The sequence below is a fragment of the Prevotella sp. RM4 genome, from assembly GCF_000701965.1.
GTDB lineage: Bacteria > Bacteroidota > Bacteroidia > Bacteroidales > Bacteroidaceae > Prevotella > Prevotella ruminicola.
This window is the reverse complement of record NZ_JNKG01000012.1, coordinates 20,364-46,050: the sequence shown is the minus strand read 5'-3', so window position 1 is coordinate 46,050 and position 25,687 is coordinate 20,364. Positions and strand designations below refer to the sequence as shown.

The window sequence follows — 25,687 nt, the reverse complement described above, 5'->3', positions numbered from 1 at the left end:
TTTTTATACCTTTGCACCCGCTTATATATATAATAAGGTATAAACTGGATGAAGAGATTGATAATTATGGCCATAAGCTGCGTGATAATGAGTGCCCCTATGAGCGCTCAGCGTAAGCAGATTGGCGAAGCACGAACCATACTGAAGAGTGGGAAGAATTTAGAGCAGGCAGAGAAGCTGATGACCGACTTGCTGAAGGATTCTGCCAACCAGCAGAACGTACGTATATACGACATCTGGTTGCAGTCGGTTGAGAAGCAGTATCTGGCCATTAACGAGAAGATGTATATCAAGCAGAAGGTTGATACAGCTGCCTTCTTTAATCTGGCTAAGCGTATGTTTACCGTAGCCGAGAAATTGGATTCTATCGATGCCATACCCGATAAGAAAGGTAACTCGCACCCCGAATATCGCAAGGATAACGCTGCCAAGATGAATGGTTATCGCCCCAATATCTACTACGGAGGCGCCCACCATCTCAAGAAGGGCGATTTCAAGACCGCACTTGAATTCTTTGAGACCTATCTCGACTGCGACCGACAGCCGTTGTTTACAGGCTACGACTATATGTACAAGGACCCCAAGATGGGCGAGGTGGCTTACTGGGCTACCTATTGCGGCTATCGCTTGAACGACCCTGTACTTACCCTGCGCCATGCAGCTACAGCCCAGCGCGACGAGCAGAAGCTGGAGTACACCTTGCAGTATATGGCCGAAGCATGGGATAAACTCGACGACGACTCGATGCATATCGCAACCCTTTGGCAGGGCTTTAAGAAGTACCCCAAATCCAACTACTTCTTTCCCCGACTGATGGATGTTTACAACACTCGCGGCAACTATCAGATGGCTGACAGTGTGGTTAACGAGGCATTGGCTATCGACTCGCTCAACGAGCTGTATCTGTTTGCCAAGAGCACCGTGATGCTGAACATGAAGAAGTATAGCGACTGCCTGAAGTTCAGCGAGCAGCTGATTGAGGTAAACCCAGAGCAGCCCGACATTTATTACACAGCCGGTTTGGCCTGCTTGAACATTGCTCAGCGCATGGATCCCCGAAAGAACAAGAAGCAGATTCTGAAGATGTACGAAAAGGCTCGCCCCTATATGGAAAAATACCGCGAAATGGCTCCAAGCGAGCTCGATAAGTGGGCGCCCGCATTATATCGCATCTACTTCAACCTGAATATGGGTAAACAGTTTGATGAAATCGATAAACTGTTGAAGAAATAAGATAAGAAGAATTAATTAGTTAATGAATTATAAAACGAGAGATGATTTAGGTCGTTTCTCGTTTTATTTTTGTAATTTCGCAAAATAGAATTTATTTATAATCTAAAGAAATAAAACAGAAAGATTATGGCAGACAACGCTCAACTGATTGCTCAGTGCGAGGCACGGGCTAAGGAATGGCTTTCTCCAGCCTTTGATGAGGAGACACGTAAGGAAGTACAGGCAATGCTCGACAATGCTGACAAGACAGCGCTGATCGATGCTTTCTATCAGAATCTTGAGTTTGGTACAGGTGGCCTTCGTGGTATTATGGGTGCTGGTACCAACCGCATGAACAAGTACATTGTAGGTATGGCTACACAGGGTTTTGCCAACTATATTCTGAAGGCTTTCCCAGGCAAGCAGAGCTCGGTTGTTGTAGGTCACGATTGCCGCAACAACGGTCGTATGTTTGCTGAGACTGTAGCAGACATTTTCTCGGCTAACGGCATTAAGGTTTATCTGTTCGAGAGCCTTCGCCCAACACCTGAGATTTCGTTCGCCATCCGTCAGCTGGGCTGTCAGGCTGGCGTAAACGTAACCGCATCGCACAACCCTCGTGAGTATAATGGCTACAAGGCATACTGGGACGATGGTGCTCAGGTGCTGGCTCCACACGATAAGGGTATCATCGACGAGGTTAACAAGGTAAAGATCGAGGACGTTAAATTCAATGGTAACAAGGAGCTCATCGACATCATCGGTGGTGAGATGGACTGGGATTACCTGCAGGCTGTTAAGGAGGCTATGGTTGATCAGGATGTCATCCTGCGCCAGAAGGACCTGAATATCGTTTACAGCCCCATGCACGGAACTGGTCGCGTCATTATTCCTGAGGCTCTGCGTTCATGGGGCTTCCAGAATATCCACGTGGTTCCCGAGCAGATGGTTATCGATGGTAACTTCCCCACAGTAGTTAGTCCTAACCCCGAGAATGCCGAGGCTATGACACTGGGTATGAAGCTGGGTACACGCCTGAATGCCGACCTGGTAATCGCTTCTGACCCAGATGCCGACCGTTTGGCTATCGTTTGCCGCAACGCTAAGGGTGAGTGGGAGATTCTGAATGGTAACCAGACCTGTATGATGTTCTCATGGTACATCATCGCCAACAAGAAGAAGCTCGGTCAGCTCAAGGGCAACGAGTTCCTGGTAAAGACCATCGTTACTACCGAGGTGATTGCCGAGATTGCTAAGAAGAACGGCGTAGAGTATCGCGACTGCTATACAGGCTTCAAGTGGATTGCCAACGAGATTCGCATCTCTGAGGGCGTAAAGAAGTACATCGGCGGTGGTGAGGAGAGCTTCGGATTCCTGCCATTCGATAAGGTTCGCGATAAGGATTCTCCAGCATCTATCTGCTTGATTTGTGAGATTGCTGCATGGGCTCGCGATAACGGTATGACTCTGTACGACCTGCTGATGAACATCTACAAGGAGTACGGATTCTCTAAGGAGGTAACCATCAATGTGGTTCGTCCTGGTAAGACCGGTGCCGACGAGATTAAGCAGATGATGGCCGACTTCCGTGCTAATCCTCCAAAGGAGCTGGGCGGTAGCAAGGTTTGCCTGTGGAAGGACTACAAGACTCTGGAGGCTAAGAAGGCCGACGGTAGTGTTGAGAAGTTGAATATGCCTGACACCAGCAACGTGCTGCAGTGGTTCTGCGAGGATGGTACAAAGGTATCAGTTCGTCCTTCAGGTACCGAGCCAAAGATTAAGTTCTATACCGAGGTGAAGGATGCCAGCTTTAAGGATGCTGCCGATTACGAGCGCTGCACCAAGGCTGCCGAGGAGAAGATCGAGGCCCTGAAGAAGAGCTTGAATCTCTAAAGCATATAGACAAAAAATAGAAGCCCTCGTCACATCGGCGAGGGCTATTTTTTATACCTTTTAGTAGAATATCATTGAAAGCAGATAAGCTACTATCGTAGAGGTGAATACGCTAATCAAACCAGGCATCATAAACGAGTGGTTCAGCAGGTATTTACCAATCACCGTAGTACCCGAACGGTCGAAGTTAACGGTAGCGATATCCGATGGGTAGTTAGGGATAAAGAAGTAACCGTAAACGGCTGGCAGCACACCCAGCAATACGGGACCAGGTATACCCAGCTTATAGGCCAACGGCAGCATGGCTACAACCACTGCACCTTGCGAGTTGATGAGCACCGAAACCAGGAAGAATACGATAGCAATACTCCATGGATATTCCTTGACAATGTCGGCCAGCATCGACTGCATCTCGCTCATGTAGTTCGAGAAGTATGTGTCGGCCAACCAGGCGATACCATAGATGGCAACTACCGCAACCATACCTGATTGCCAAACCGGACCAGCCACCGCCTTCTTGGGTTGTGCCTTACAGAAGATAATCATCAGCGCAGCTGCCGAAATCATTACAATCTGAATCACCAGGTTCATCTTCAAATCCACCATACCTTTCTCGGTAAATCCTTCGGCTACAACACCTGCTTTTGCCAGCGCCGAAGCCGTGATGGTAACACCGCTTGCAAGCGTCAGGTCGCCAGCACCCTTAACCGCCTTAACGGTGGGGTAAGAAGGCAGCAGGTCGGGTAGGGCAGCAAACACTACGATAACAGCCAGCGCACCCAGGAAGATAAATACGGCATTCTTAGCCGACTGTGGAATCTGTCTGTCGAGTGTGGTAGCGTTCGAACCGTAGATATACTCGCGCTGAATAGGATCGGCAATCTTCTTCTGGAACTCAGGATCCTTGTCCAGGTCCAGTCCGCGATGATACGAAGCGGCAGCAGCTGCCATCAGTCCGCAAAGACAAGCAGGAATGCTGATCATGAGTACACGAGGAATGGTGATGTCGAAGTGGTTGGCATTAGAAATGGTGACGAAGGCCACCACAGCCGCAGCAATAGGCGAACACGTGATACCAACCTGTGAGGCAATAGAGGCAACACCACACGGGCGCTCCGGACGGATACCTTTCTTAAGCGCGATGTCGCAGATGATAGGCATCAGCGTGTAAACCACGTGACCTGTTCCTACCAGCACCGTCAGGAAGAATGTGCATAGCGGTGCAAAAAACGTGATGTGGTCAGGATGCTTGCGCAGCAGCTTTTCGGCTATCTGTATCAGCCAGTCCATACCGCCCGAAGCCTGCATGATTCCTGCACACGTTACAGCAGCAATGATGATGTAAATAACATCTGTTGGTGGCGTTCCTGGTTTAAGTCCGAAGCCAAACACCAGAATAGCCAATCCAATTCCCGAAATAGCTCCCAAGGCCAGACTGCCATAACGGGAACCAACCCACAGCGCACCAAGTACGATACAGAGCTGCAGAACCATTGTAAATGTAATCATACGTTAAAATTCGATTGTTTTAAGTTGTTATTATTAGAATTATGACGGCAAATATAGGCAAATTATTTGGATATACGAAATTTTTGCGCATTTTTTCGCGGATAAATCTTAAAATTATTTATTTCTTTGGTCAGGTCAGATAATTTCACTACCTTTGCACGCTAAATAATAAAGGTTAAAATATAGAAGCTAAAAAAGTAGGATATGGCAAAGAAGTTTGCAGAACATAACGGCTTGAATCTGACCCAGGTTAACAATGATATCCTGGAGATGTGGCGCGAGAAGAACGTATTCTGGCGTTCGGTTGACGAACGTGAGGGATGTCCACAGTTTGTATTCTTCGAGGGTCCTCCCTCGGCTAACGGTCATCCTGGTATTCACCACGTGCTGGCTCGTACCATTAAGGATACCTTCAACCGTTATAAGACCATGAAGGGTTATCAGGTAAAACGTAAGGCTGGTTGGGATACCCACGGACTGCCCGTAGAGTTGGGCGTTGAGAAGGAGCTGGGCATTACCAAGGCTGATATCGACAACAAAGCATCAGAGAAGTACATCTCAACCGAGGATTATAACAAGAAGTGCCGCGAGAACGTGATGATGTTCACACAGGAGTGGCGCGACCTCACCGAGAAGATGGGTTATTTTGTTGATCTGGATAATCCTTACATTACCTACGACAACAAGTATATCGAGACACTGTGGTGGCTCCTGCAGCAGTTCTACAACAAGGGCCTGCTTTACAAGGGTTACACCATCCAGCCATATTCGCCAGGTGCCGGTACTGGTCTGAGCTCACACGAGCTGAACCAGCCTGGTTGCTATCGCGATGTAAAGGACACCACTGTTACAGCGCTGTTCAAGGCCCTCGATCCTAAGGAAGAGTGGACCAAGTGGGGCGAGGCTTACTTCGTAGCCTGGACAACCACTCCTTGGACATTGCCTTCGAACACCGCACTCTGCGTAGGTCCGAAGATTGATTACGTAGCAGTACAGACCTACAACGCCTACAACGGCGAGAAGATGACCATCATTCTGGCCGAGAGCCGACTGAATGCTTATCTCTCACCCGAGGGTAACATCACCGATGGCGACGAGATGCCTGAGTACAACAAGGGCGAGAAGTTTGTACCTTACCGCATCGTAGGCCGTTATACCGGTCAGGAGCTGGTAGGTATGAAGTACCAGCAGTTGATGCCTTGGGTAAAACCATCGGCTAAGCTCGATCAGAATGCTGCCGACTATGTAAAGGAGTATGCCGCAGCACATCCTGAGAAGGTATTCGCCAGCGAGAATGGCAAGGATCAGTTTGTTGAGATGGAGAGCGAGGCCTTCCGCGTTATCCCTGGTGATTACGTAACCACCGAGGATGGTGCAGGTATCGTACATATTGCGCCTACCTTCGGTGCTGATGACGCCAAGGTAGCTAAGGATGCTCACATCCCAAGCCTGTTCCTTATTAATAAGAAAGGTGAAACACGTCCAATGGTCGACCTCCAGGGTAAGTACTATGTAATGGACGAACTGGATAATAACTTTGTTGAGAAGTGTATAGATGTAAAGGCTTACGGTCACCACGCTGGCGACTACGTAAAGAATGCCTATGCACCCGAGTTCAACAAGGATGGTAAGTACGACGAGCAGGCAGCCGCTAAGGCCGAGGACCTGAACATCGTTATCTGTATGGAGATGAAGCAGGAGGGCACCGCACTCAAGATCGAGAAGCACGTGCACAACTATCCTCACTGCTGGCGTACCGATAAGCCCGTACTCTATTATCCATTGGATTCTTGGTTCATCCGCTCAACTGCCAAGAAGGATCGTATGTTCGAACTGAACAAGACTATCAACTGGCAGCCCGAGAGCACAGGTACAGGCCGCTTTGGTAACTGGTTGGAGAACCTGAACGACTGGAACCTCTCTCGTTCACGTTTCTGGGGTACACCACTGCCTATCTGGCGCGACGAGGATGGCAAGGAAATCTGCATCGGTTCGGTTGAGGAGCTCTACAACGAGATCGAGAAGGCTGTTAAGGCCGGCTTCATGACTAGCAACCCATTGAAGGACAATGGCTTTGTTCCTGGCGACATGAGCAAGGAGAACTACGATAAGATCGACCTGCACCGTCCATACGTTGATAACATCATTCTGGTATCAGAGAGCGGTAAGCCCATGAAGCGCGAGACCGACCTGATCGACGTGTGGTTCGATTCTGGTTCTATGCCATACGCACAGATCCACTATCCATTCGAGAATAAGGATTTGATTGATAAGGGTATCGCATTCCCTTGCGACTTTATCAACGAGGGTGTCGACCAGACCCGTGGTTGGTTCTTCACCCTGCACGCTATTGCTACCATGATCTTCGACTCAGTAGCCTTCAAGAATGTTATTTCTTCAGGTCTGGTGCTCGATGCCAAGGGTAACAAGATGTCGAAGCACGTTGGTAACGTAGTAAACCCATTCGATATGATTGGCAAGTACGGTAGCGATGCTGTACGCCTGTATATGATGACCAACTCAGAGCCTTGGGACAACCTGAAGTTCGACCCAGAGGGCGTAGATGAGGTACGTCGTAAGTTCTTCGGAACACTCTATAACACCTATAGCTTCTTCGCACTCTATGCTAATGTGGACGGTTTCGACCCCGCAACAGCACAGGTGGCATTCGATAAGCGTCCTGAGATCGACCGCTGGATCCTCTCATGCCTGAACACCCTTATCAAGGGCGTCGAGGCCGAGCTGGATGGCTACGATCCTACACGTGCCGGTCGTCTGATCGATGCGTTTGTAAACGACGACCTGAGTAACTGGTTCGTACGTTTGAACCGCAAACGTTTCTGGGGTAAGGAGATGAGCGAAGATAAGCTCTCGGCTTATCAGACTCTCTACACCTGCTTGATGACCGTTGCCAAGCTGCTGGCTCCATTTGCACCATTCTATGCCGACCAGCTGTATAAGGACCTGGGTGGTGAGCTCGACTCAGTACACCTGGATAAGTTCCCAGTAGCCGACGAGGCACAGATTGATAAGGATCTCGAGGCTCGCATGCAGATGGCACAGAAGATCACTTCGATGGTTCTGGCCCTGCGCCGTAAGGTAAACATCAAGGTGCGCCAGCCACTGCAGGCCATCATGATTCCTGCTGTCGACGAGACTCAGAAGAAGCACATCGAAGCCGTTAAGGACCTGATTATGAACGAGGTTAACGTTAAGGAGCTGCGTTTTGTTGAGGGTGCTGGCGTGCTGGTTAAGAAGGTAAAGTGTAACTTCCGTACCATGGGTAAGAAGTTCGGTAAGCTCATGAAGAGTGTAGCTGCCGCAATGGACGCCCTGACACAGGAGCAGATTGCCGAACTCGAGAAGCAGGGTACCATCGGTATCAATGTTGAGGGTCAGGACATCACTGTCGAGGCCGTAGATGTTGAGATTATCAGCGAGGACATTCCAGGCTGGCTGGTAGCCAACGAGGGTAACCTTACTGTAGCACTCGAGGTTGAACTCACCGAGGAGTTGAAGAACGAGGGTATGGCCCGCGAGCTCATCAACCGCATCCAGAACATCCGTAAGGAGAGCGGCTTCGAGATTACCGACCGTATCAGCGTGGTACTTGCTCCAAATGCCGAGGTTGAGAAGGCAGTAAGCAGCTTTGCCGACTACATCAAGACTCAGGTTCTGGCCGATGATATCACTCTACAACCTAATGACGGTCAGGAGGTTGAGTTCGATGACTTCAAGTTGAACATAACAGTTACAAAGAATTAAAAATAATCAATAACTAAACAATTAAGTATTATGGCAGAGAAGACTCGCTATACTGACGAAGAGCTCGAAGAGTTCCGTCAGATTATCAATGAGAAGATGGCTTTGGCCAAGCGTGATTACGAACAGATGATGCGCGTACTGACCAACGAGGACAGCAACGACGTCGACGATACATCACCCACCTACAAGGCATTGGAGGAGGGTAGTGCTACCCAGTCGAAAGAGGAGTTGATCTCGATGGCCGCCCGCCAGCAGAAGTTCATTCAGGGCCTGAAGGCTGCATTGGTTCGCATCGAGAACAAAACCTATGGTATCGACCGTATTACCGGTAAGCTGATACCAAAGGAGCGTCTGCGTGCCGTTCCTCATGCAACACTGAGTGTAGAGTCTAAGCTGAACCAGAAAAAGTGACGCACGGACCTCTGATTACAAAAGGAAGATTGGCGACATTAATCATAGTCGCCATTCTCCTTATTGACCAGGCTATCAAGATCTGGGTGAAAACGTCGATGACGCTGCACGAGAGTATCCGCGTTACCGATTGGTTTTACATCACGTTTATCGAGAACATGGGCATGGCCTTTGGCATGCAGTTAGGCAGCAAGATTGTGCTGTCGTTGTTCCGTGTGGTTGCCATCGGTGTGCTGGGTTATTACATCTGGCAGCAGGTAAAACGTAATGCCCGCACAGGCTATATCGTGTGCCTATCGTTGGTGCTGGCCGGTGCTGCAGGCAATCTCATCGATTGCATGTTCTACGGCATGATGTTCAACGAGTCGTCGCCCTACTATCTGTCATACTTAGTTGATTTTGGTACGGGTTATGCACCTTTCCTCATGGGTAAGGTGGTAGATATGTTCTACTTCCCGCTGATCGAAACCGAATGGCCCACATGGATGCCGTTTGTGGGCGGACAGCACTTTGTGTTCTTTAGTCCGGTATTTAATTTTGCCGATGCCAGCATCAGTGTCAGCGTAGTGCTGCTGTTGCTGTTCTATCGTGAAGAAATAAGTAAGATTACACTTAAGAAAGAAACGAATAACGTTGAAGAGTAAGGCTTTACATATTGTTTTGGTGGCCGCAGCTGCTTTCATGATTAGCTGTAAGCCATCGGTGCCATCGGAGTATATCCAGCCCGACGATATGGAGGATTTGATTTACGATTACCACGTAGCGCAAGGCATTGCCGCGCAGCAGGAGGGTAATCAGGATTACAACCGCCGTTTGACTTTCGAGTTAGTGCTCAAGAAGCACGGACTCACACAAGCCGAATTCGATTCGTCGTTGGTATATTATTATACCCGTGCCGACCGATTCCAAGAGATTTACAAGCATGTACAGGAACGCCTGAATACCGAAGCCGAGAAATACGGTGCCGCTGTTGGCGATGTGCAGATTGCAGCAGCCTCGCTCAGTGGCGATACGGCCGATGTATGGAAGGGCAACCGTGCACTCCTGCTGTTCAACGATCGTCCGTATCATCTTTATCAGTTTGCTCAGAAAGCTGACACTGCCTATCGTGCAGGCGACAGCTTTATGCTGAGTATGAACACCACATGGCTTATGCAGCAAGGCAATCGTCAGGCCTCGGTGTATATGGCCGTTACCTATGCCAACGATAGTACTGTTAAGCAGTATTCTACCGTTTCGTCGTCGGGCATCACAACCCTGCGCATACCTTATTGCAAGGAGCGTGTCAAAGAGATCAAGGGCTTTGTGATGTGTGGCATGCGCCCATCTACCGACCCCACCAGCAATCTTTGTCTGCTGTTTGTCAACAACATCCAGCTGTTCCGCTTCCATAACAAGCTTACCAATCAGCCCGTTGTGCCACAACAGCCCGACAGCATCCATGAACTGCAGCCCGATACGGCTCAGTACGATTCGCTACGCCGCCCAGGCCGCCATGTAGCCGGACGCCCGTTAACCATTGGCGATATCCAGAAGATGCGCAAGAAAGAAACCAAAAAGTAAAACCAAGTATCTAAGTAATAATTATGAATCTGAAATTCCGTTTGTCATTGATGAACTTCCTGGAGTTCGCAGTTTGGGGAGCTTATCTTACATGTATGGGAAATTACCTCGGAGTGGCCGGACTGGGCGACAAGATTTCCTGGTTCTATGCTATTCAGGGTATTGTAAGTATCTTTATGCCCACATTGATGGGTATTGTAGCCGATAAGTATATTCAGCCACAGCGCTTGCTGGGCTTGTGCCACTTGGCAGCAGGCGGCTTTATGCTGGGCTGCTGGTGGTTAGGCCTCCAGGCAGGCTTCGGCAACGAGTTGGCCGATAAGTCGCTGTTCATCACCCTTTACACCCTCAGTGTGGCATTCTTCATGCCCACCATCGCGCTGTCTAACACAGCCGCGTTCACCATTCTGAAGAACAACGGCCTTGATACCGTTAAGGACTTTCCACCTATCCGCGTGCTGGGCACCGTGGGTTTCATCGTCACCATGTGGTTTGTTAACTGCGCCGTATGGCAGGATGGCAGCTTCAGCATGACGCTCGCCGACAGCGCCTATAAGTTCCAGTACACCTACATGCAGTTCTTTGTATCAGGCATCCTCAGCATTGTGCTTTGCTTCTATTGCTTCACATTGCCCGAGTGTAAGGTGGTGGTAAGGGAGAAGGTTTCGCTCATCGAGAGCCTTGGCCTCAATGCCTTCAAGCTGTTCAAGAGCCGCAACATGGCCCTGTTCTTTATCTTCTCGGCCCTGCTGGGCATGTGCCTGCAGGTAACCAATGGCTATGCCGGTCCGTTCATTACCAGCTTTAAGGGTAGTGCCGATGCAGCCATAGCCAGTTCGTTTGCCGCTAACAATGCCACCCTGCTTACCAGTATCTCGCAGATTAGCGAGGCCCTGTGCATCCTCATGATACCATTCTTCCTCAAGCGTTATGGCATCAAGATTGTGATGCTCATGTCTATGTTCGCCTGGGTGTTCCGTTTCGGATTCTTCGGTGTTGGTAACCCCGCTATGCCTGGTGTTATCATGTTCATCCTCTCTTGCATCGTTTACGGTGTGGCCTTCGACTTCTTCAACGTGTCGGGTGGTATCTTCGTCGATCAGGAGTGCGAACCCAGCATCAAGGCATCAGCTCAGGGCTTGTTCATGATGATGACCAATGGTGTTGGCGCTACCGTAGGTACGCTGGCAGCCGGCGAGATAGTAAACCATTACTGTTATTGGGAGAATGGATTCCTGCAGGGCGAGTGGACCACATGCTGGTTTATCTTTGCCGCATTTGCACTCGCAGTAGGTATATCGTTCGCCCTTGTTTTCCATCCGGAAAAGAAATAACACAGATTACTCTAAATAGAATATGAAGGAAGCAAGATATTTTTTTGTGCCTGATGCCGAGAACCAGACCGAGCTGCCTACCGACGAGGCCATGCACGCCATGCGTGTGCTGCGCCTGAAGAGTGGCGACGAGCTGTTTCTGATGGATGGAGTAGGTAACTACTTCCGTGCGCAGGTTACGGTTGCAGCCACCCATCACTGCTATTACGAAATATTGGAGAAACTGCCACAGGAGCCCCAATGGAAAGGCCACCTGCACTTAGGCATTGCGCCCACCAAGATGATGGACCGCATGGAGTGGATGATGGAGAAAGCCACCGAAGTTGGTATCGACGAGGTGTCGTTCCTTAACTGTAAGTTCTCCGAGCGCCGCCTGGTAAAGCTGGTGCGCCTGGATAAGATTGTAACCGCCGCCGTTAAGCAGAGCCACAAAGCCTGGAAGCCCCAGGTTAACGAGATGGTACACTTCAACCATTTCCTCGAGCAGCCCATTCAGGGTCGTAAGTACATCGCCCACTGCTACGAGGAGGTACCCCGTGTAGAGCTGTTCGACGAGCTGCGCAAACCATCCGACAGTCAGGACGCAACCGTGCTGGTAGGTCCCGAGGGCGATTTCTCAATCGACGAGGTGAAAGCAGCCGTAGCTGCCGGTTGGGTATCAGTAAGCTTAGGTTCAGCTCGCCTGCGCACCGAAACGGCCGGTTTAGCCGCCGTGATGATGATGCAGCTGGCACAGAAATAACAATTACATAGAACGATAAACCAAATAAACTATAAGATATGACTGACGAGAAGATAATGGCTACCATCAAGCCTGATGGCGAATACTGGCAGCCTGAACTTGAGACTATGCCAAGAGAGCAACTCCAGCAGTTGCAAGTTAAGAAACTAAAGGACACGATCAACGTATGTCTGAAGTCGCCTTTCTACAAGAAACGATTAGGCGAACTGGGTATCACGGCCGACTCCATCAACAGTCTGGACGATCTGCGTAAGATTCCTTTCACCACAAAGCAGGACCTGCGCGACAACTACCCCTACGGACTCGTTGGCGGCAATCTCGACGATGCCGTACGTATCCACTCTACCAGTGGTACAACCGGTAATCCATGCGTGGTTGTTTACTCCGAACACGACATTTGCTCGTGGGCTAACATGATTGCCCGCAATCTGTATATGGTAGGATGCCGCAAGAGCGACGTGTTCCAAAACTCTTCAGGTTACGGTATGTTTACCGGTGGACTTGGTTTCCAGTACGGCTCCGAGTGGTTGGGCGCTATGACGGTACCAGCCGCAGCCGGAAACTCTAAGCGTCAGATCAAATTCATTAAGGATTTTGGTACCACCTGCCTGCACGCCATTCCATCCTATGCCATCCGTTTGGCCGAGGTGTTCAAGGAAGAGGGCGTCGATCCCGCCACCACCAAGCTGCGCACCCTTTGCATTGGTGCCGAGCCCCACACCGAGGAACAGCGCCGCCGCATCGAGCGTATGCTGGGCGTAAAGGCCTACAACTCGTTTGGTATGACCGAGATGAACGGTCCTGGTGTAGCCTTCGAGTGTAAGTATCAGGAAGGTATGCACCTGTGGGAAGATAACTATATCGTTGAGATTGTAGATCCCGACACCCTCGAGCCAGTGCCCGATGGCCAGATGGGCGAGATGGTACTTACCACACTCGACCGCACCATGATGCCAATCCTGCGTTACCGTACGCGCGACCTTACCCGCATCATCGCCGAGCCATGTAAGTGCGGACGTACCCACCGTCGTATCGACCGTATCAAGGGCCGTACCGACGATATGTTCATCATCAAGGGTGTAAACGTATTCCCCATGCAGGTCGAGAAGATTCTCGTGCAGTATCCTGGTTTGGGTAGCAACTACCTCATCACCCTCGAAACCATCGACGACAACGATGTGATGACCGTTGAGGTTGAGCTCGACAGCCTTGAGACCGAGATCTATCCCGAGATGCAGAAGATGATGAAGGACATCCAGCGTGCACTCAAGGACGAGATTCTGCTCACCCCAGTAGTAAAACTTGTAAAGAAGGGCTCGTTGCCACAAAGCGAGGGCAAGGCCGTTCGTGTAATAGATAAAAGACCCAGTCGCGGATGAAGAAATTCATGATGGCCCTTTTGTTGGCCACAACACTTAATCAGGCATCGGCACAGAGCGTCACCCTGCGTGATGTGTTCAGGCAGATGCCTGACTCATTGATGCCTTATCTCTCCAAGAATAATCGTTTGGATTTTATCGACTTTTTGGATTCAGGGATGAAGGCCGAAGTAAAGAATCAGTTAGGCGGAACCAGCCAGATGATTGCGCTGGGCGATGATAGTCTCACTATCCGCATGAACCCGTCGTTGCGAACCGATATGTTGCTGATGGACAGCACCGTAGTGATGATCGAAACATTTACCGTCGATTCCATCTACGGACAGAGTAGGGTACACTACTTTACCACCGCCTGGCAGCCCATCGCAGCACCACAATTTACCGAAGCACAAAGCCAAAGAATTAAGCGTTTCGAAATGCAAAATATCCTGAAGCGGGACGACGAATTGCTAAACAAACGTTAAATTAATGTAGTTTATGGCTTCTGATTTTCCACTTTCAGAAGAAATGAATTACCTTTGCACATGTGTTTTTCATGGTATTAGATTATTAAGGTTAATTAGAAATGGATTTATCGTGAGGTAAGTGATATTTCGGCCTCCATAAAGTAATGTTTGAATATATTTTTTTAGAACATTAGTTTATGGTTAAAAAAAGAGGAACCTGAGAAGGTTCCTCTTTTACTTTTATCATTAAATCTTAAATGTTTAATGTTTAATCTTTAATGTTTAATAGCTTCTCGCGATAATAACTCTCGCCTTCGCTGGCTTACCAGTTACCATATCCACACCAGGAGTCTGCTCTACGCCGAAAGGCACGCAGCGGATAGTGGCCTGAGTCTCCTCCTTAATCTTAGCCTCGGTCTCGGCAGTACCGTCCCAGTGGCACAGGAAGAATCCACCGTCCTTCACCTTCTCCTTAAACTCCTCGTAGTTCTCGCACTCGTAGATGCGGGCATCACGATAAGCCTTAGCCTTCTCAAAGATATTCTTCTGGATATCCTCAAGCAGCTGCTCTACATACTCGGTGATACCGTCAATCGAGCGAGTCTCCTTCTCCAGCGTATCGCGGCGCATCACCTCGATAGTACCGTTCTCCAGGTCGCGAGCACCCAGAACCAAACGTACGGGAACACCCTTCAGCTCGTAATCAGCAAACTTAAAGCCAGGACGCTTGTTGTCAGCATCGTCAAACTTCACGGTGATACCCTTAGCGCGCAGAGCCTCGATGATAGGTGTCACCTCCTTGTTAACCTGCTCCATCTGCTCAGGCTTGGTAGCGATAGGAATAATTACCACCTGGATAGGAGCCAGACGTGGAGGCAATACCAGTCCGTTATCATCACTGTGAGTCATAATCAGCGCACCAATCAGTCGGGTCGAAACGCCCCACGATGTAGCCCATACGTACTCAGGCTTGTTCTCCTTATTCAGATAAGTTACCTCGAATGCCTTGGCAAAGTTCTGACCCAGGAAGTGGCTGGTACCGCTCTGCAGTGCCTTACCGTCCTGCATCATAGCCTCGATGGTGTAAGTATCCAGCGCACCGGCAAAACGCTCAGTCTCGCTCTTCACACCCTGTACCACAGGCACAGCCATCCACTCTTCAGCAAACTTGGCATATACCTTCAGCATCTTCTGTGCTTCCTCCTCGGCCTCCTCGCGAGTAGCGTGGGCTGTGTGGCCCTCCTGCCAAAGGAACTCCGATGTGCGCAGGAATGGGCGAGTACGCATCTCCCAACGCATTACGTTACACCACTGGTTGCACATCAGTGGCAGATCGCGCCATGAGTGAATCCAGTTCTTATATGTATTCCAGATAATAGTCTCCGAAGTAGGACGTACAATCAGTTCCTCCTCGAGCTTAGCTGTTGGGTCAACCTCAACACCGCTCTTATCCTCCTTTGCGCGCAGGCGGTAGTGTGTTACCACAGCACACTCCTTAGCAAAACCCTCAACGTGCTCGGCCTCCTTCGAGAGGAACGACTTTGGGATAAGCAGTGGGAAGTATGCGTTCTGAGCACCAGTTTCCTTAAACATCTTGTCGAGCTGCTGCTGCATCTTCTCCCAGATGGCATAACCGTAAGGTTTAATCACCATACAGCCACGTACAGCGCTCTGCTCTGCCAAATCAGCCTTAACTACCAGGTCGTTAAACCACTGACTGTAGTTGTCGGCTCTTTTCGTTAATTCTTTTAATTCTTTTGCCATATTTTTCTTCTATGTTTCCTAATTTGCGTGCAAAGGTACTGAAAATCGCGCGAAAAACAAAATAAAATACTAAAAAAATCGCAACGGCATCACTCCGTCACGATTTTTTTAATGTTTGTTACATGGCTCCCATGCACGATGTGGCTCCCAGTGCCGTCACAATCGCCGTAGCGATCGATGCTATCATCTGCACGATGAATTTTAATGTCTCCTTCTTGCTCATAGTTACATGCTATTAATAGGTTAGTACTCTGTTTTGTTTTAGGCACGGATAACACGGCTCTCTTTTAGAGAAACGCTGCTCTTTTTTCGTTGATAACAGCCGTGTTCTTTTATAAAAAGGCCGTGTTAATCCGTGCCTAAAAACTAATCTCCGATGGGCTCGTTATGGTTTCCACCGCCACCGGTATTACCACCTTGGTTTCCACCGGTATTACCACCGCCATTGCTTGGCTCGTCGGGATCCTCAACCGTACCTGGGTCGGTACTGGTCACACGCTTAATCTCCTTACCATCGCGGTCGTAGCAGGTAATCTGGATGGCTGTACCTGCCAGCTCCTCCTTCAGATCCACCGCAGGGGTGAAGATAATGCGTCGACTGGTTACCAGTCCGGCTTTCACCTCATCTACCTTGGCCACACTCTTGGCGCGGATACCGAATCGCATGGTTCCCAAACCTGGCAGCGCAACCGAGTGACCCTCAGTGGCCCAAGCCTTAATCACCTCGCCAGCAGCATCCCAGCAGGCCTGCATAATGCCTTTGCTAACTCCGCTGCGCAGGGCAGCCTCCTTAATCACCTTTTCCTGAGAGAGCGAGGTGTACAACTCCGGCATCATGATGTAGCGATAAGTGCCCTCATACTTGCCAATCTTCTGCAACTTTTCCTGTGCTTTAACTTTCAATGCCATAATTCTAGTTTAATTTTTGTGTTGTTGTAAATAAATTTTTAATTGTAAATGTTTAATGTTTCATGTCTCAATGTTTAATGTAGATTTGCGGCCACGCGTGGCAGATTTTCTTAGTGCACGTGGGAGAATCTTTTTCCTCGTGTGGGAGCGTCATCTCCATCTTCATCTTGACAATGCAAAGGTACGAAATTTTCGTCATACTGTGAAATATCAACTGTTAATGAATTGTTAAAATCAACAAGGTGCTGTAAGTGTTACAGTAGTGACAGTTACAGTTTCTTTAATGAGCCCTAAAAACTAACAACTAAAATTTTACTATATATAATATATATTATATATAGTAATTTATTTTGTAAGGATTTCTTTCTTTTTACATATTTGCTCGCCTAAAAAACTGTAACTGTAACAATTGTCACAGTGCATCCCCCCCTGATGGATGCCGGAAAAGCATTCTTTTGCCGTATAGACAAAGTAGATTTGTTTTCAAGGCACTCAATTTCTACTAATCTTATCTCCTAATAATCATTATATAGAGATAATTGATTATTGTTGGATTAAAGCTGATTTAGATGATGCCGAAGAAGTAGACAGATTAAAACAATCTATAAATAAGGCAAAATTCTGCTTAAAAATGAAAATTATGCCATAAAATAGAACTTTTTTATTAGTTTTTGATGCAAAAGTTACGTTTCGTGCTTCTTTTTTATTATCTTTGCCACAAATAATTAATAAAGCGAACCAAGAGCTATCTTATGGATAAAGACATTAATCGGATTAAAGTTGTGTTGGTTGAAAAGAAGAGAACCAACAAGTGGTTAGCTGAGCAGTTGGGAAAGGATCCTGCAACTGTTTCAAAGTGGTGTACCAATAGCAGTCAACCAACCCTTGAAACATTAATCAAGATTGCTCAGTTATTAGATGTTGAACTGAGTTCGTTGGTGCATGTCAATAGATAGTTGTGGTTTTAGTGTTGTATTTTTATGAATGTAAGTTACGCAGCTGGACAAAGAATTACTGTTCGTGGTGAGGATTTTCTCATCACTAACGTTGAACGAGATATAAATGATGTTTATCTTTTACATGCTACAGGTATAAGTGAATTGGTGAAGAATCATCATTTCATTTTTGATACAAGTATTGATACTGACATTGAGATTGTCAGCCCTTCCAATACTCTGCTTGTGGCAGATAAGGATCCACGATGGCGTAAGACACGCCTTCTTATTGAAACGGCAATAAGAAGTAATGCCTTCTTCTCCCATAAGATAACTGTGGCTCAAGGTGGTGCATATGATATTGCTGATTATCAGATGGAGCCTACTTTGAAGGCACTTGAACTACCTCGCCCTCGTTTGCTTATTGCAGATGGCGTAGGTCTTGGTAAGACTATCGAGGTTGGCATTTTCCTGAGCGAGATGATACGTCGAGGTCGTGGAAAACGTATTCTTGTTTGTGCTTTGAAGAGTATTCTTGCCCAGTTCCAGGAAGAAATCTGGAATCGTTTTGCCATTCCTCTTGTACGTCTTGATAGTGTTGGTGTTGCCAAGATTCAGAGTGAGATTCCTATGAACAAGAATCCCTTTGACTATTATGACAAGACCATCATATCTATAGATACGCTGAAGAATAACGGTCGTTTCCGTGCTTGGCTCGAAAAGACTCATTGGGACATTATTGTTATAGATGAGTGCCATAAAGTTGCTAACGAAGATAGCCTGCGTGGCGATTTGGCCCAGTTCCTTGCCCAGAAGTGCGACTCGATGATTCTCGCTTCAGCAACACCTCACAATGGAAATGCAGAGTCATTCGCAAATCTTATGCGAATGCTTGATCCTATTTCTATTCCCCGTAATGGCGAATATACCCAGGAGGATGTGAAGCCATATTATGTGCGCAGATTTAAGAAGGACATTGAGGATGAGAGGATTCGTGGACAGTTCCAAGACCGTAAGGTTATTAGTATTCCTGTCGATCTCCATCCTGAGGAAGAGAAATTCTTAAAGGTGCAGCATACCAAATTCCGTTCTGTTAATAATGAAGATGGTACAGACCCACTGTATTCTTTATCACTTTTCAAGAGCTACCTTTCTTCACCATACGCAGCAAAGGCATCTCTGGAGGAGCGAATTAAAAAGGATGATAGCGTAGAGATTAAGGAATTGCTTGATTTGGTGAACAGCAATATCAATCTTGGTCTTGACACACGCTATGTAGCTTTCCGCGAGAAGCTTAAAGAGATATGGAAGAAGAATTCCAAAGAGCGTGTTGTTATTTTCACAGAGCGAATAGCAACCATGAAGTTTCTTGAAGAGAATATTAAGAAGGAGTTCGGACTTAATGACGACCAGGTTAAACGTTTCGATGGCTCGCTTACTGATACTGAGCAGGAAGAGATGGTTAACGATTTCGCTAAGGAAGATAGTAAGATACGTGTATTCATTTCCAGCGATTCCGGTTCTCAGGGTGTAAACCTGCATTACTTCTGCCACATCATGTTCAACTATGATATCCCTTGGAGTCTTATCACCCTTGAACAGCGAAATGGTCGAATCGACAGATATGGACAGAAGCAAACGCCTATTATTTACTATCTCGTAGCACAGGGCCAGGATGCTGACCTGCGTACAGATTTCCGCATTATTGATAAGCTGCGCGATAAGGAACAAGAGGTTCACGACACACTTGGCGATGCCATGAGTGTTATGGAGCTTTATAGTAGTAAGAAGGAGGAAGATGAAGTTGCAGAGGCCTTGAAAAAAGGTGATGAAGATTTCCTGCAGCCAACTCGTCGCCATCGTGGAGGATTCCGTCGTCCTGATATTGTGGCAACAACTCCCGCAAAAGAGCATCTTTCGGATAAGATATTTGAGCCAAAACTTTCTTTGTATCAGTCAGACGAGTCATTCTATCGTGACCTGTTCAATGAATTGGAAGCTATTGGTTCCATCAATCATGATGATGTAAGCTGGAAAGAAGGTGATGTGCCATACGTAGAGGTAAAAAACAATGCAGAACTGAGCGATGTATTGTTCGACATGCCTCGCGAAGCCGTACCATCAGACAATATTTACCGTCTGTGTGCAGATAAGCCTACATTGAATAAATCTATTGCAGCATCTCGAAAGAGCAAAGATGGAGGTTGGAGTAAGTTCTTACCTTTATATGATCTTCATCCCATCATTCAATATCTGCTAACTAAGTTTACGGCTTCTGTGCCTAAGAACCAGGCATTAGTAGTTAAGGGCGAGCATTTACCTGTAGGCTTGAGTTACTATTTGTTCTATGGAAGTCATGCAAATGGGTTAGGGCAGACGCTTGTTAGCAAGTTCTTCGTTGTTCCTATCGATAGGGAGGGCGCCATCCGCGAACAGCCAGCATCTCTTGATGAGTTCCTGAATAAGTACCATATCGCAGAAGGTTATTTGCAAGGTGTCCAAGAGTCTGATATTGAATTGTTGCAGCAAAACCTTCCTAGTGCAATTACGAATGGTATCGAAATGTATATGATGCAAAAGCAGTTCGATGTTGCTGTAAAAATGGAAGCCCAGCTCACCGAATATAAGAGTAAACTCAACAAATGGGCTAATGAAGCAGAAAACCAATTATCTCTTTTCGGAGACGAAGGTGTAGTTGTAACTCGTCGCAATCGTGATAAACAGATTGAAGAGATTCATACCATCCGCGACGAGTCGGGCCAGTTCTATCAGGATATGTTCTCGCTTGATAAGGCTGATCCATATATGCGCCTGCTGGCAGTTTTTTATAATTTCTAAAGATAAATATAAGCAATTCTATGGCTGACAATATAAAATATCGTTTCATACAAAACGTAGGTGATTATTTCCCATCGGGTTATTTTGGTGAGGACTTTTTGGATAAAGTACAAAAGTGCGCAGGCCTGTCAAATGATGAGGTTAAGGCCCTTTGTTCTCCATTTGTTCGACTCCAGCATGACTACGATGAGTATAAGAACTTTATCATCAATAATAATCCCCGAACAGAGGATGCCATCAAAAAGACCCACGACTTCAATACTCAGCTTTTGAAGATACTTGGTTATGAAACTGACCATGCTTACCAAGAGCATTGTGTAGTAACTGAAGATTCTGATCCTATTGAGATGATTCCTGTACGCCATATTCTTCGCCAAGGTCAGCAGGTGAAGATGTTTGTAATGGAAATGCAGAATCTGATAGCCTTAAATGATCAAGAGCCTGCAGGTCTTTTTGAACAGCAGTATGAGAGTGAGCCTGATAGATATACCAAGCAGCAAAAGTATTCAGCTGGTCAGTGGCGTTATGTCTTTGAAATTCCTGATGGATATAAAATATCTCCAGCCATTATTAATAAGGCTATTACCCAGATATTCCTATTGCCAGAAGAGCGCCGCCCTCACTTTATTCTGATGATGGCAGGAAATGTGGTATTCCTTTTCGATAAGGATAAATGGGCAAAGGGCAGCTATCTGCAATTCTCTCTAGACGAATTGTTTGCGCAGGCTCGTATTCCTGCCTTCAAGAATTACTATGCTCTTTTCCATATGCTTGTCAGCAAACAGACACTGGCTGCCGATGGAGAGATGGTGTTGATGGACACCATTATAGAGGAGAGCTACAAGAACGCCTACGAGGTTACTAAGGATTTGAAGGAAGGTGTAATCTTTGCTGTTGAAACATTAGCAAACGAGGCTTTGCACTGGTGGAAGCAAAACAATAGTGTTCCAGTTAGTGACTATACTGACGATTCGTTTGAGGCTGAAGTGAAAGACGATTGTCTTACTATTGTGTACCGTTTGCTTTTCCTCTTCTATGCCGAGAGCCGTGAGGAATTGGAAATACTCCCTATTGGTGACGAGGTATATAAACATGGTTATTCTCTCGAATCACTTCGCGATTTGGAGATGGTTCGCTTGAACTCTCAGGAAAGCCGCGACGGATTCTTCTTCGACGATAGTATTCGACATCTGTTCAATTTGTTGTCTGATGGCCACAATGCAACCTTATCTGGATACTACAAGAGCTTCCGAGTCCGTCCTATCGATTCTCCATTGTTTAATAACAAAAATCTGAAGCATTTAGCTGATGTACGTATACGAAATATTAAATGGCAGGAGATTATTAAGGCATTGTCACTTTCTAAAAAGAAAAATTACTGCGGACGTATCAGCTATGCCAACCTTGGCGTTAACCAGTTGGGTAGTGTTTACGAGAGCCTGCTTGCTTATCGTGGATTCTATGCCGAAGAAGACTATATTGAGGTTCATAAAGCCAATGATCCACAAGATGGAACATTCTTGGTTCCATATAGCCGCATGGGCGATTTTGATATTTCGGAGGTGTTATGTAATCTGGAAACTGGTGAACCCATCATTCTTCCTGAGGGTACATTTGTATATCGTCTGAATGGTCGTGATCGCCAGAAGTCTGCCAGTTACTATACGCCAGAAGTTCTTACTCGCAGTACAGTAAAGTACACGTTGAAAGCTATCATCGACGAAGTGAAAGCCAACAAGCGAAAAGCGACTGAACTTCTTGAATTGAAGATTCTAGAACCAGCCATGGGTGCTGCTGCCTTCCAGAATGAAGTTATCAATCAGCTGGCAGATGCCTATCTCACCCACCAGCAGCGACAGCAGCGTGAAAGCGGGTTAAGGAATTGGCGTATACAGCCAGACAAGTATCGCGATGAACTGCAGAAGGTAAAAGCATATATAGCCACACATAATGTTTATGGTGTTGACTTAAATCCCACAGCTATAGAACTGGGAAAGTTGTCGCTTTGGCTGAATGTTATCCATAAAGATATGGAAACGCCATTCTTTGCGAACCGTCTTGCTGTTGGCAATGCTGTGATTGGCGCCTGGCTAAAGGTGTATAGCAAAGAGGATGTGAAAGGTATTGCCGAAAAGCAGAGTCGCTCATTGAAACCAAACAAATGGTGGGAGAAAGCGCCTCATAAAGTTAAGTTCTTCAGCAATCGTGTAAATCGTTCAGTTAATGAAGTTTATCACTTCCTTCTACCTGATGCTAACATGCTTGGTGTGCGAAGCATCAAAGAGCAGAAGCAGACCCATCCCAATGAGTATGCTCGCATGACACTTATCCTTAAGGATTGGACGAAACCCATTACCGAATATGATTTCCAGACACTCCAGCGATTGTCTTTGAAAATTGATGTATTGCTCAAAGAGTATTATACTGACCAGATTTCAATCGATAAATATACAAACAATCGAAAAGAAATTTGGGATGGTATAGACCATTCTGATACAGAATCAATGTTTAAGGAAGAAGAACAAGCAGAATCTTATGCAAGAAAACAGCAACTTTTCGATACGCGTTATCGACGTGACAATGCTTATCGCAAGCTGAAACTAGCGATGGACTATTGGTGCGCATTATGGTTTTGGGAGTATGATGATGCTAACGATCTGCCTACTCGTGAGGAGTATTGGGCAGATATAGAGGCTTTGCTCGATGTTGATAATAATAAACTTGACACTCGTGCCCGTCAGGCATTAGAGCGTGCTGGTTCTCGTATGGTTGCTGAGGATGCACCTGAGTACGGAACACGTATGACAGAGGATGAGTCTAAGATTGTTACCAAAACTCAGGAAGAACTCTTGACATCTTCACATGGCTCTTCTACACTTTTTGCTCAAGAGGATCCTTTACGATTGAAGATTGCAGACAGTTTGGCAAAACGCTATCGTTTCTTCCACCCAATGTTGGAGTTTATTGAAGTGTTCTGGCTTCGTGATGGATTTGATATAATCTGTGGTAATCCACCATGGGTAATGCTTACCTTTGATGAGGTTGGGATTGTTAGTGAAAAGTACCCAGAAGTAGTTATCAGAAAGATCGGCGCTTCAGAGGTGAGTAATCTTCGTTCACAATATTTCAAGAAAGATGCTTATCTCGAAAATCTTTATCGCTCTGAGGAAACGGAAATAGCGTGCTCTATTACATTTACAAATGCATATTCCAATTACCCTCTATTGGTTGGACAAAAGGCAAATTTGTATAAGTGCGTTTTGGAAAATTGTTTTTCTCTTCTGTCGGATTCTGGTTATATGGGAATGCTTCACCCTGAGAGCATATACGACGACCCCAAAGGTCAACCTCTTCGTAAAGAAGTGTTCCTTCGTTTACGCTATCATTTCCAATACGCGAATGAGATGACCCTGTTTTCTGAAGTTGATCATCATACGAAATATGGTGAACAGGTATATGGTGGAAGACAAGAATCTGTCAACTTTATAAGTATTAACAATTTATTCCATCCGAGTACTATAGATGGATGTCTTATACATGATGGTCATGGCTTATGTGGCGGTATAAAAACTATTGACGGAAGATGGAATACAGAGGCTCATAAGGATAGAATTGTTCATTTTGGAGAAGAAGAGTTGAAAGTGTTGTCTTTGGCTTTTGAAGATGGTGGCGATTGGTCTTGTACCAAACTAGTAAGTATTCATGCTTCTTCTATTTTACACGTTTTATCTGCATTTGCTAATTTTAAGGGGAATGTTGGAGATATATCACCAGAGCCAATTATTACTGTTGCTTTTGATGAAACTGGATGTTTAAGAAAGGGATATACCAAACGCGATGTATGTGCAACTTCTGGGAACGAACTTATTTATGTCGGCCCCCATGTATTTGTTTGTAACCCTGTTTATAAAACACCAAGAAGAAATTGTGTATTGAATAGCGACTATGACCCTATTGATTTAACAACAATTTCTGATACATATCAACCAAGAACATGCTATATTCCTCTTATACCTATAGATCAATATGATGAGCTACAACGAGGTTTTGTTATTGGACAAAATGTAGATGGCAGTAACATATATGATAGTTGGCTTCATTATTATAAAGCTGGATTTAGAAGAATGATGGGCGCAACATCTGAACGTTCTTTGTCTGGTGCCATATTACCAGCCAACTATTTACATATAGGGAGCATAAAGTCAATTGTATTCAAAGAATACGATAATCTTGTAGAATTTGTAGGTTTGTCATCGTCTATTGTTTTGGATTTCAAAATTAAAATAATGAATGTGACAGATTTACATAAAGACCGAATAATGCCTTTGCCTCTTGGCATTGACGTTAAGTACAAACCCTCTCTCTTCGCCCGCACCCTCATACTCAACTGCCTTACCACTGCCTATTCCGACCTTTGGGAAGACATGTGGGATGCTGCCTACAAGCAGGAGACATGGAGCAAGGACGATATACGTCTGAAGCCATTCTCCATGCTTACCAATAAATGGCAATGGGCAACGCCTCTCCGCAACTACTACGAGCGCAGACAGGCACTCGTAGAGATAGATGTCATTGCGGCTATGGCGCTCGGCTTGTCACTGCAAGACCTCGAAATGATCTACACTATCCAGTTCCCCGTACTTCAGCAGAACGAAAACGACACATGGTATGATGCCGAGGGTAAGATTGTCTTCACCTGTTCGAAAGGGCTTACAGGTGTAGGACTCGATCGTAAGCGCAACACTAAGACAGGTATGCTTGGTTGGGAAGATATCCGTGGTGAACAGATAGATGAAAACACCTATGCTGGTACTACACCTATTTATTCTCACACCATTGACCCTGCAAAGAGTGAACTCTACGGAGGCCAGCAACAAACTTTTGTAGCTCCTTACACTCGCTGCGACCGCATCGCCGACTACCGCACAGCCTGGGCACATTTTGAAAGAATATTTAATGACCAAAAAGCAGATTAGGATTATGGCAG

At 46.5% G+C, this 25,687-nt stretch carries 17 protein-coding genes; 13 read left to right on the top strand and 4 right to left on the bottom strand.

What is annotated here, in order from left to right:
- Positions 1-48 precede the first annotated feature (48 nt).
- Together T499_RS0111465 and T499_RS0111460 are read left to right on the top strand one after the other, a co-directional pair.
- Positions 49-1,233 carry a tetratricopeptide repeat protein gene (locus T499_RS0111465; protein ID WP_033151086.1) on the top strand — a complete coding sequence of 395 codons (1,185 nt, stop codon included), beginning with the start codon at positions 49-51 and terminating at the stop codon, positions 1,231-1,233.
- A 126-nt stretch (positions 1,234-1,359) separates the two neighbouring features.
- Positions 1,360-3,105 (top strand): phospho-sugar mutase, encoded by a 1,746-nt coding sequence (locus tag T499_RS0111460; RefSeq protein WP_013065481.1) that lies wholly within the window; start codon positions 1,360-1,362, stop codon positions 3,103-3,105.
- 60 nt (positions 3,106-3,165) lie between these two features.
- Here the strand turns inward: T499_RS0111460 and T499_RS0111455 are convergent, their stop codons facing one another.
- Positions 3,166-4,614 (bottom strand): anaerobic C4-dicarboxylate transporter, encoded by a 1,449-nt coding sequence (locus T499_RS0111455; RefSeq protein ID WP_033151085.1) that lies wholly within the window; start codon positions 4,612-4,614, stop codon positions 3,166-3,168.
- 204 nt (positions 4,615-4,818) lie between these two features.
- Here T499_RS0111455 and ileS point away from each other — a divergent pair, with 204 nt between their 5' ends.
- From ileS to T499_RS0111415, 8 genes are read left to right on the top strand one after another with little or no spacing between them, the layout of a single operon-like run.
- On the top strand, positions 4,819-8,379 hold the full coding sequence (gene ileS / locus T499_RS0111450; protein ID WP_033151084.1) for an isoleucine--tRNA ligase: 3,561 nt from the start codon (positions 4,819-4,821) through the stop codon (positions 8,377-8,379).
- A 30-nt stretch (positions 8,380-8,409) separates the two neighbouring features.
- Positions 8,410-8,790: a TraR/DksA family transcriptional regulator gene (locus tag T499_RS0111445; protein ID WP_013065585.1), complete on the top strand. Its 381-nt coding sequence runs from the start codon at positions 8,410-8,412 to the stop codon at positions 8,788-8,790.
- Positions 8,791-8,819: 29 nt separating this feature from the next.
- Positions 8,820-9,434, top strand: a complete 615-nt coding sequence (locus T499_RS0111440) for a lipoprotein signal peptidase (protein WP_013063735.1) — start codon at positions 8,820-8,822, stop codon at positions 9,432-9,434.
- The gene (locus T499_RS0111435; RefSeq protein WP_198021301.1) at positions 9,424-10,353 is read left to right on the top strand and encodes a DUF4296 domain-containing protein; all 930 of its coding nucleotides are present in this window, start codon (positions 9,424-9,426) and stop codon (positions 10,351-10,353) included. Before T499_RS0111440 ends, T499_RS0111435 begins: the two co-directional genes overlap by 11 nt.
- Before the next feature lie 23 nt (positions 10,354-10,376).
- Positions 10,377-11,687 carry an MFS transporter gene (locus T499_RS0111430; RefSeq protein ID WP_033151082.1) on the top strand — a complete coding sequence of 437 codons (1,311 nt, stop codon included), beginning with the start codon at positions 10,377-10,379 and terminating at the stop codon, positions 11,685-11,687.
- Positions 11,688-11,709: 22 nt separating this feature from the next.
- A complete protein-coding gene (locus tag T499_RS0111425) occupies positions 11,710-12,429 on the top strand; it encodes a 16S rRNA (uracil(1498)-N(3))-methyltransferase (RefSeq protein WP_033151081.1) in 720 nt (239 codons plus the stop codon).
- A 56-nt stretch (positions 12,430-12,485) separates the two neighbouring features.
- A complete protein-coding gene (locus T499_RS0111420) occupies positions 12,486-13,808 on the top strand; it encodes a phenylacetate--CoA ligase family protein (RefSeq protein ID WP_033151165.1) in 1,323 nt (440 codons plus the stop codon).
- Positions 13,805-14,272, top strand: coding sequence for a DUF3256 family protein (locus T499_RS0111415; RefSeq protein WP_052173679.1), 468 nt, complete (start codon positions 13,805-13,807; stop codon positions 14,270-14,272). The genes T499_RS0111420 and T499_RS0111415 overlap by 4 nt, the downstream gene beginning before the upstream one ends.
- A gap of 264 nt (positions 14,273-14,536) precedes the next feature.
- On the opposite strand, the gene proS is transcribed toward T499_RS0111415, so the two are convergent.
- The 3 genes from proS to T499_RS0111405 all read right to left on the bottom strand — a co-directional run bounded on the left by proS (position 14,537) and on the right by T499_RS0111405 (position 16,927).
- Positions 14,537-16,018: a proline--tRNA ligase gene (proS, locus tag T499_RS0111410; RefSeq protein ID WP_013064667.1), complete on the bottom strand. Its 1,482-nt coding sequence runs from the start codon at positions 16,016-16,018 to the stop codon at positions 14,537-14,539.
- 118 nt (positions 16,019-16,136) lie between these two features.
- Positions 16,137-16,241 (bottom strand): smalltalk protein, encoded by a 105-nt coding sequence (locus tag T499_RS14710; protein WP_157054508.1) that lies wholly within the window; start codon positions 16,239-16,241, stop codon positions 16,137-16,139.
- 143 nt (positions 16,242-16,384) lie between these two features.
- Positions 16,385-16,927, bottom strand: a complete 543-nt coding sequence (locus tag T499_RS0111405) for an HU family DNA-binding protein (protein WP_033151080.1) — start codon at positions 16,925-16,927, stop codon at positions 16,385-16,387.
- Between the two features lie 752 nt (positions 16,928-17,679).
- Between T499_RS0111405 and T499_RS14500 the strand changes: the two genes are divergently transcribed.
- The 3 genes from T499_RS14500 (at position 17,680) to T499_RS0111390 (ending at position 25,676) form a co-directional block, all read left to right on the top strand.
- On the top strand, positions 17,680-17,883 hold the full coding sequence (locus T499_RS14500) for a helix-turn-helix transcriptional regulator (RefSeq protein WP_033151079.1): 204 nt from the start codon (positions 17,680-17,682) through the stop codon (positions 17,881-17,883).
- 225 nt (positions 17,884-18,108) lie between these two features.
- Positions 18,109-20,700 (top strand): helicase-related protein, encoded by a 2,592-nt coding sequence (locus T499_RS0111395; protein ID WP_232221096.1) that lies wholly within the window; start codon positions 18,109-18,111, stop codon positions 20,698-20,700.
- A gap of 20 nt (positions 20,701-20,720) precedes the next feature.
- Positions 20,721-25,676, top strand: a complete 4,956-nt coding sequence (locus T499_RS0111390) for an Eco57I restriction-modification methylase domain-containing protein (RefSeq protein ID WP_033151077.1) — start codon at positions 20,721-20,723, stop codon at positions 25,674-25,676.
- Positions 25,677-25,687: the final 11 nt, after the last annotated feature.

Coding starts and splice junctions, on each gene's coding strand:
- ileS (WP_033151084.1), top strand. CDS start 4,819: ATGGCAAAGAAGTTTGCAGAACATAACGGCTTGAATCTGACCCAGGTT.
- T499_RS0111420 (WP_033151165.1), top strand. CDS start 12,486: ATGGCTACCATCAAGCCTGATGGCGAATACTGGCAGCCTGAACTTGAG.
- T499_RS0111430 (WP_033151082.1), top strand. CDS start 10,377: ATGAATCTGAAATTCCGTTTGTCATTGATGAACTTCCTGGAGTTCGCA.
- proS (WP_013064667.1), bottom strand. CDS start 16,018: ATGGCAAAAGAATTAAAAGAATTAACGAAAAGAGCCGACAACTACAGT.
- T499_RS0111390 (WP_033151077.1), top strand. CDS start 20,721: ATGGCTGACAATATAAAATATCGTTTCATACAAAACGTAGGTGATTAT.
- T499_RS0111405 (WP_033151080.1), bottom strand. CDS start 16,927: ATGGCATTGAAAGTTAAAGCACAGGAAAAGTTGCAGAAGATTGGCAAG.
- T499_RS0111455 (WP_033151085.1), bottom strand. CDS start 4,614: ATGATTACATTTACAATGGTTCTGCAGCTCTGTATCGTACTTGGTGCG.
- T499_RS0111465 (WP_033151086.1), top strand. CDS start 49: ATGAAGAGATTGATAATTATGGCCATAAGCTGCGTGATAATGAGTGCC.
- T499_RS0111415 (WP_052173679.1), top strand. CDS start 13,805: ATGAAGAAATTCATGATGGCCCTTTTGTTGGCCACAACACTTAATCAG.
- T499_RS0111460 (WP_013065481.1), top strand. CDS start 1,360: ATGGCAGACAACGCTCAACTGATTGCTCAGTGCGAGGCACGGGCTAAG.
- T499_RS14710 (WP_157054508.1), bottom strand. CDS start 16,241: ATGAGCAAGAAGGAGACATTAAAATTCATCGTGCAGATGATAGCATCG.
- T499_RS0111445 (WP_013065585.1), top strand. CDS start 8,410: ATGGCAGAGAAGACTCGCTATACTGACGAAGAGCTCGAAGAGTTCCGT.
- T499_RS14500 (WP_033151079.1), top strand. CDS start 17,680: ATGGATAAAGACATTAATCGGATTAAAGTTGTGTTGGTTGAAAAGAAG.
- T499_RS0111425 (WP_033151081.1), top strand. CDS start 11,710: ATGAAGGAAGCAAGATATTTTTTTGTGCCTGATGCCGAGAACCAGACC.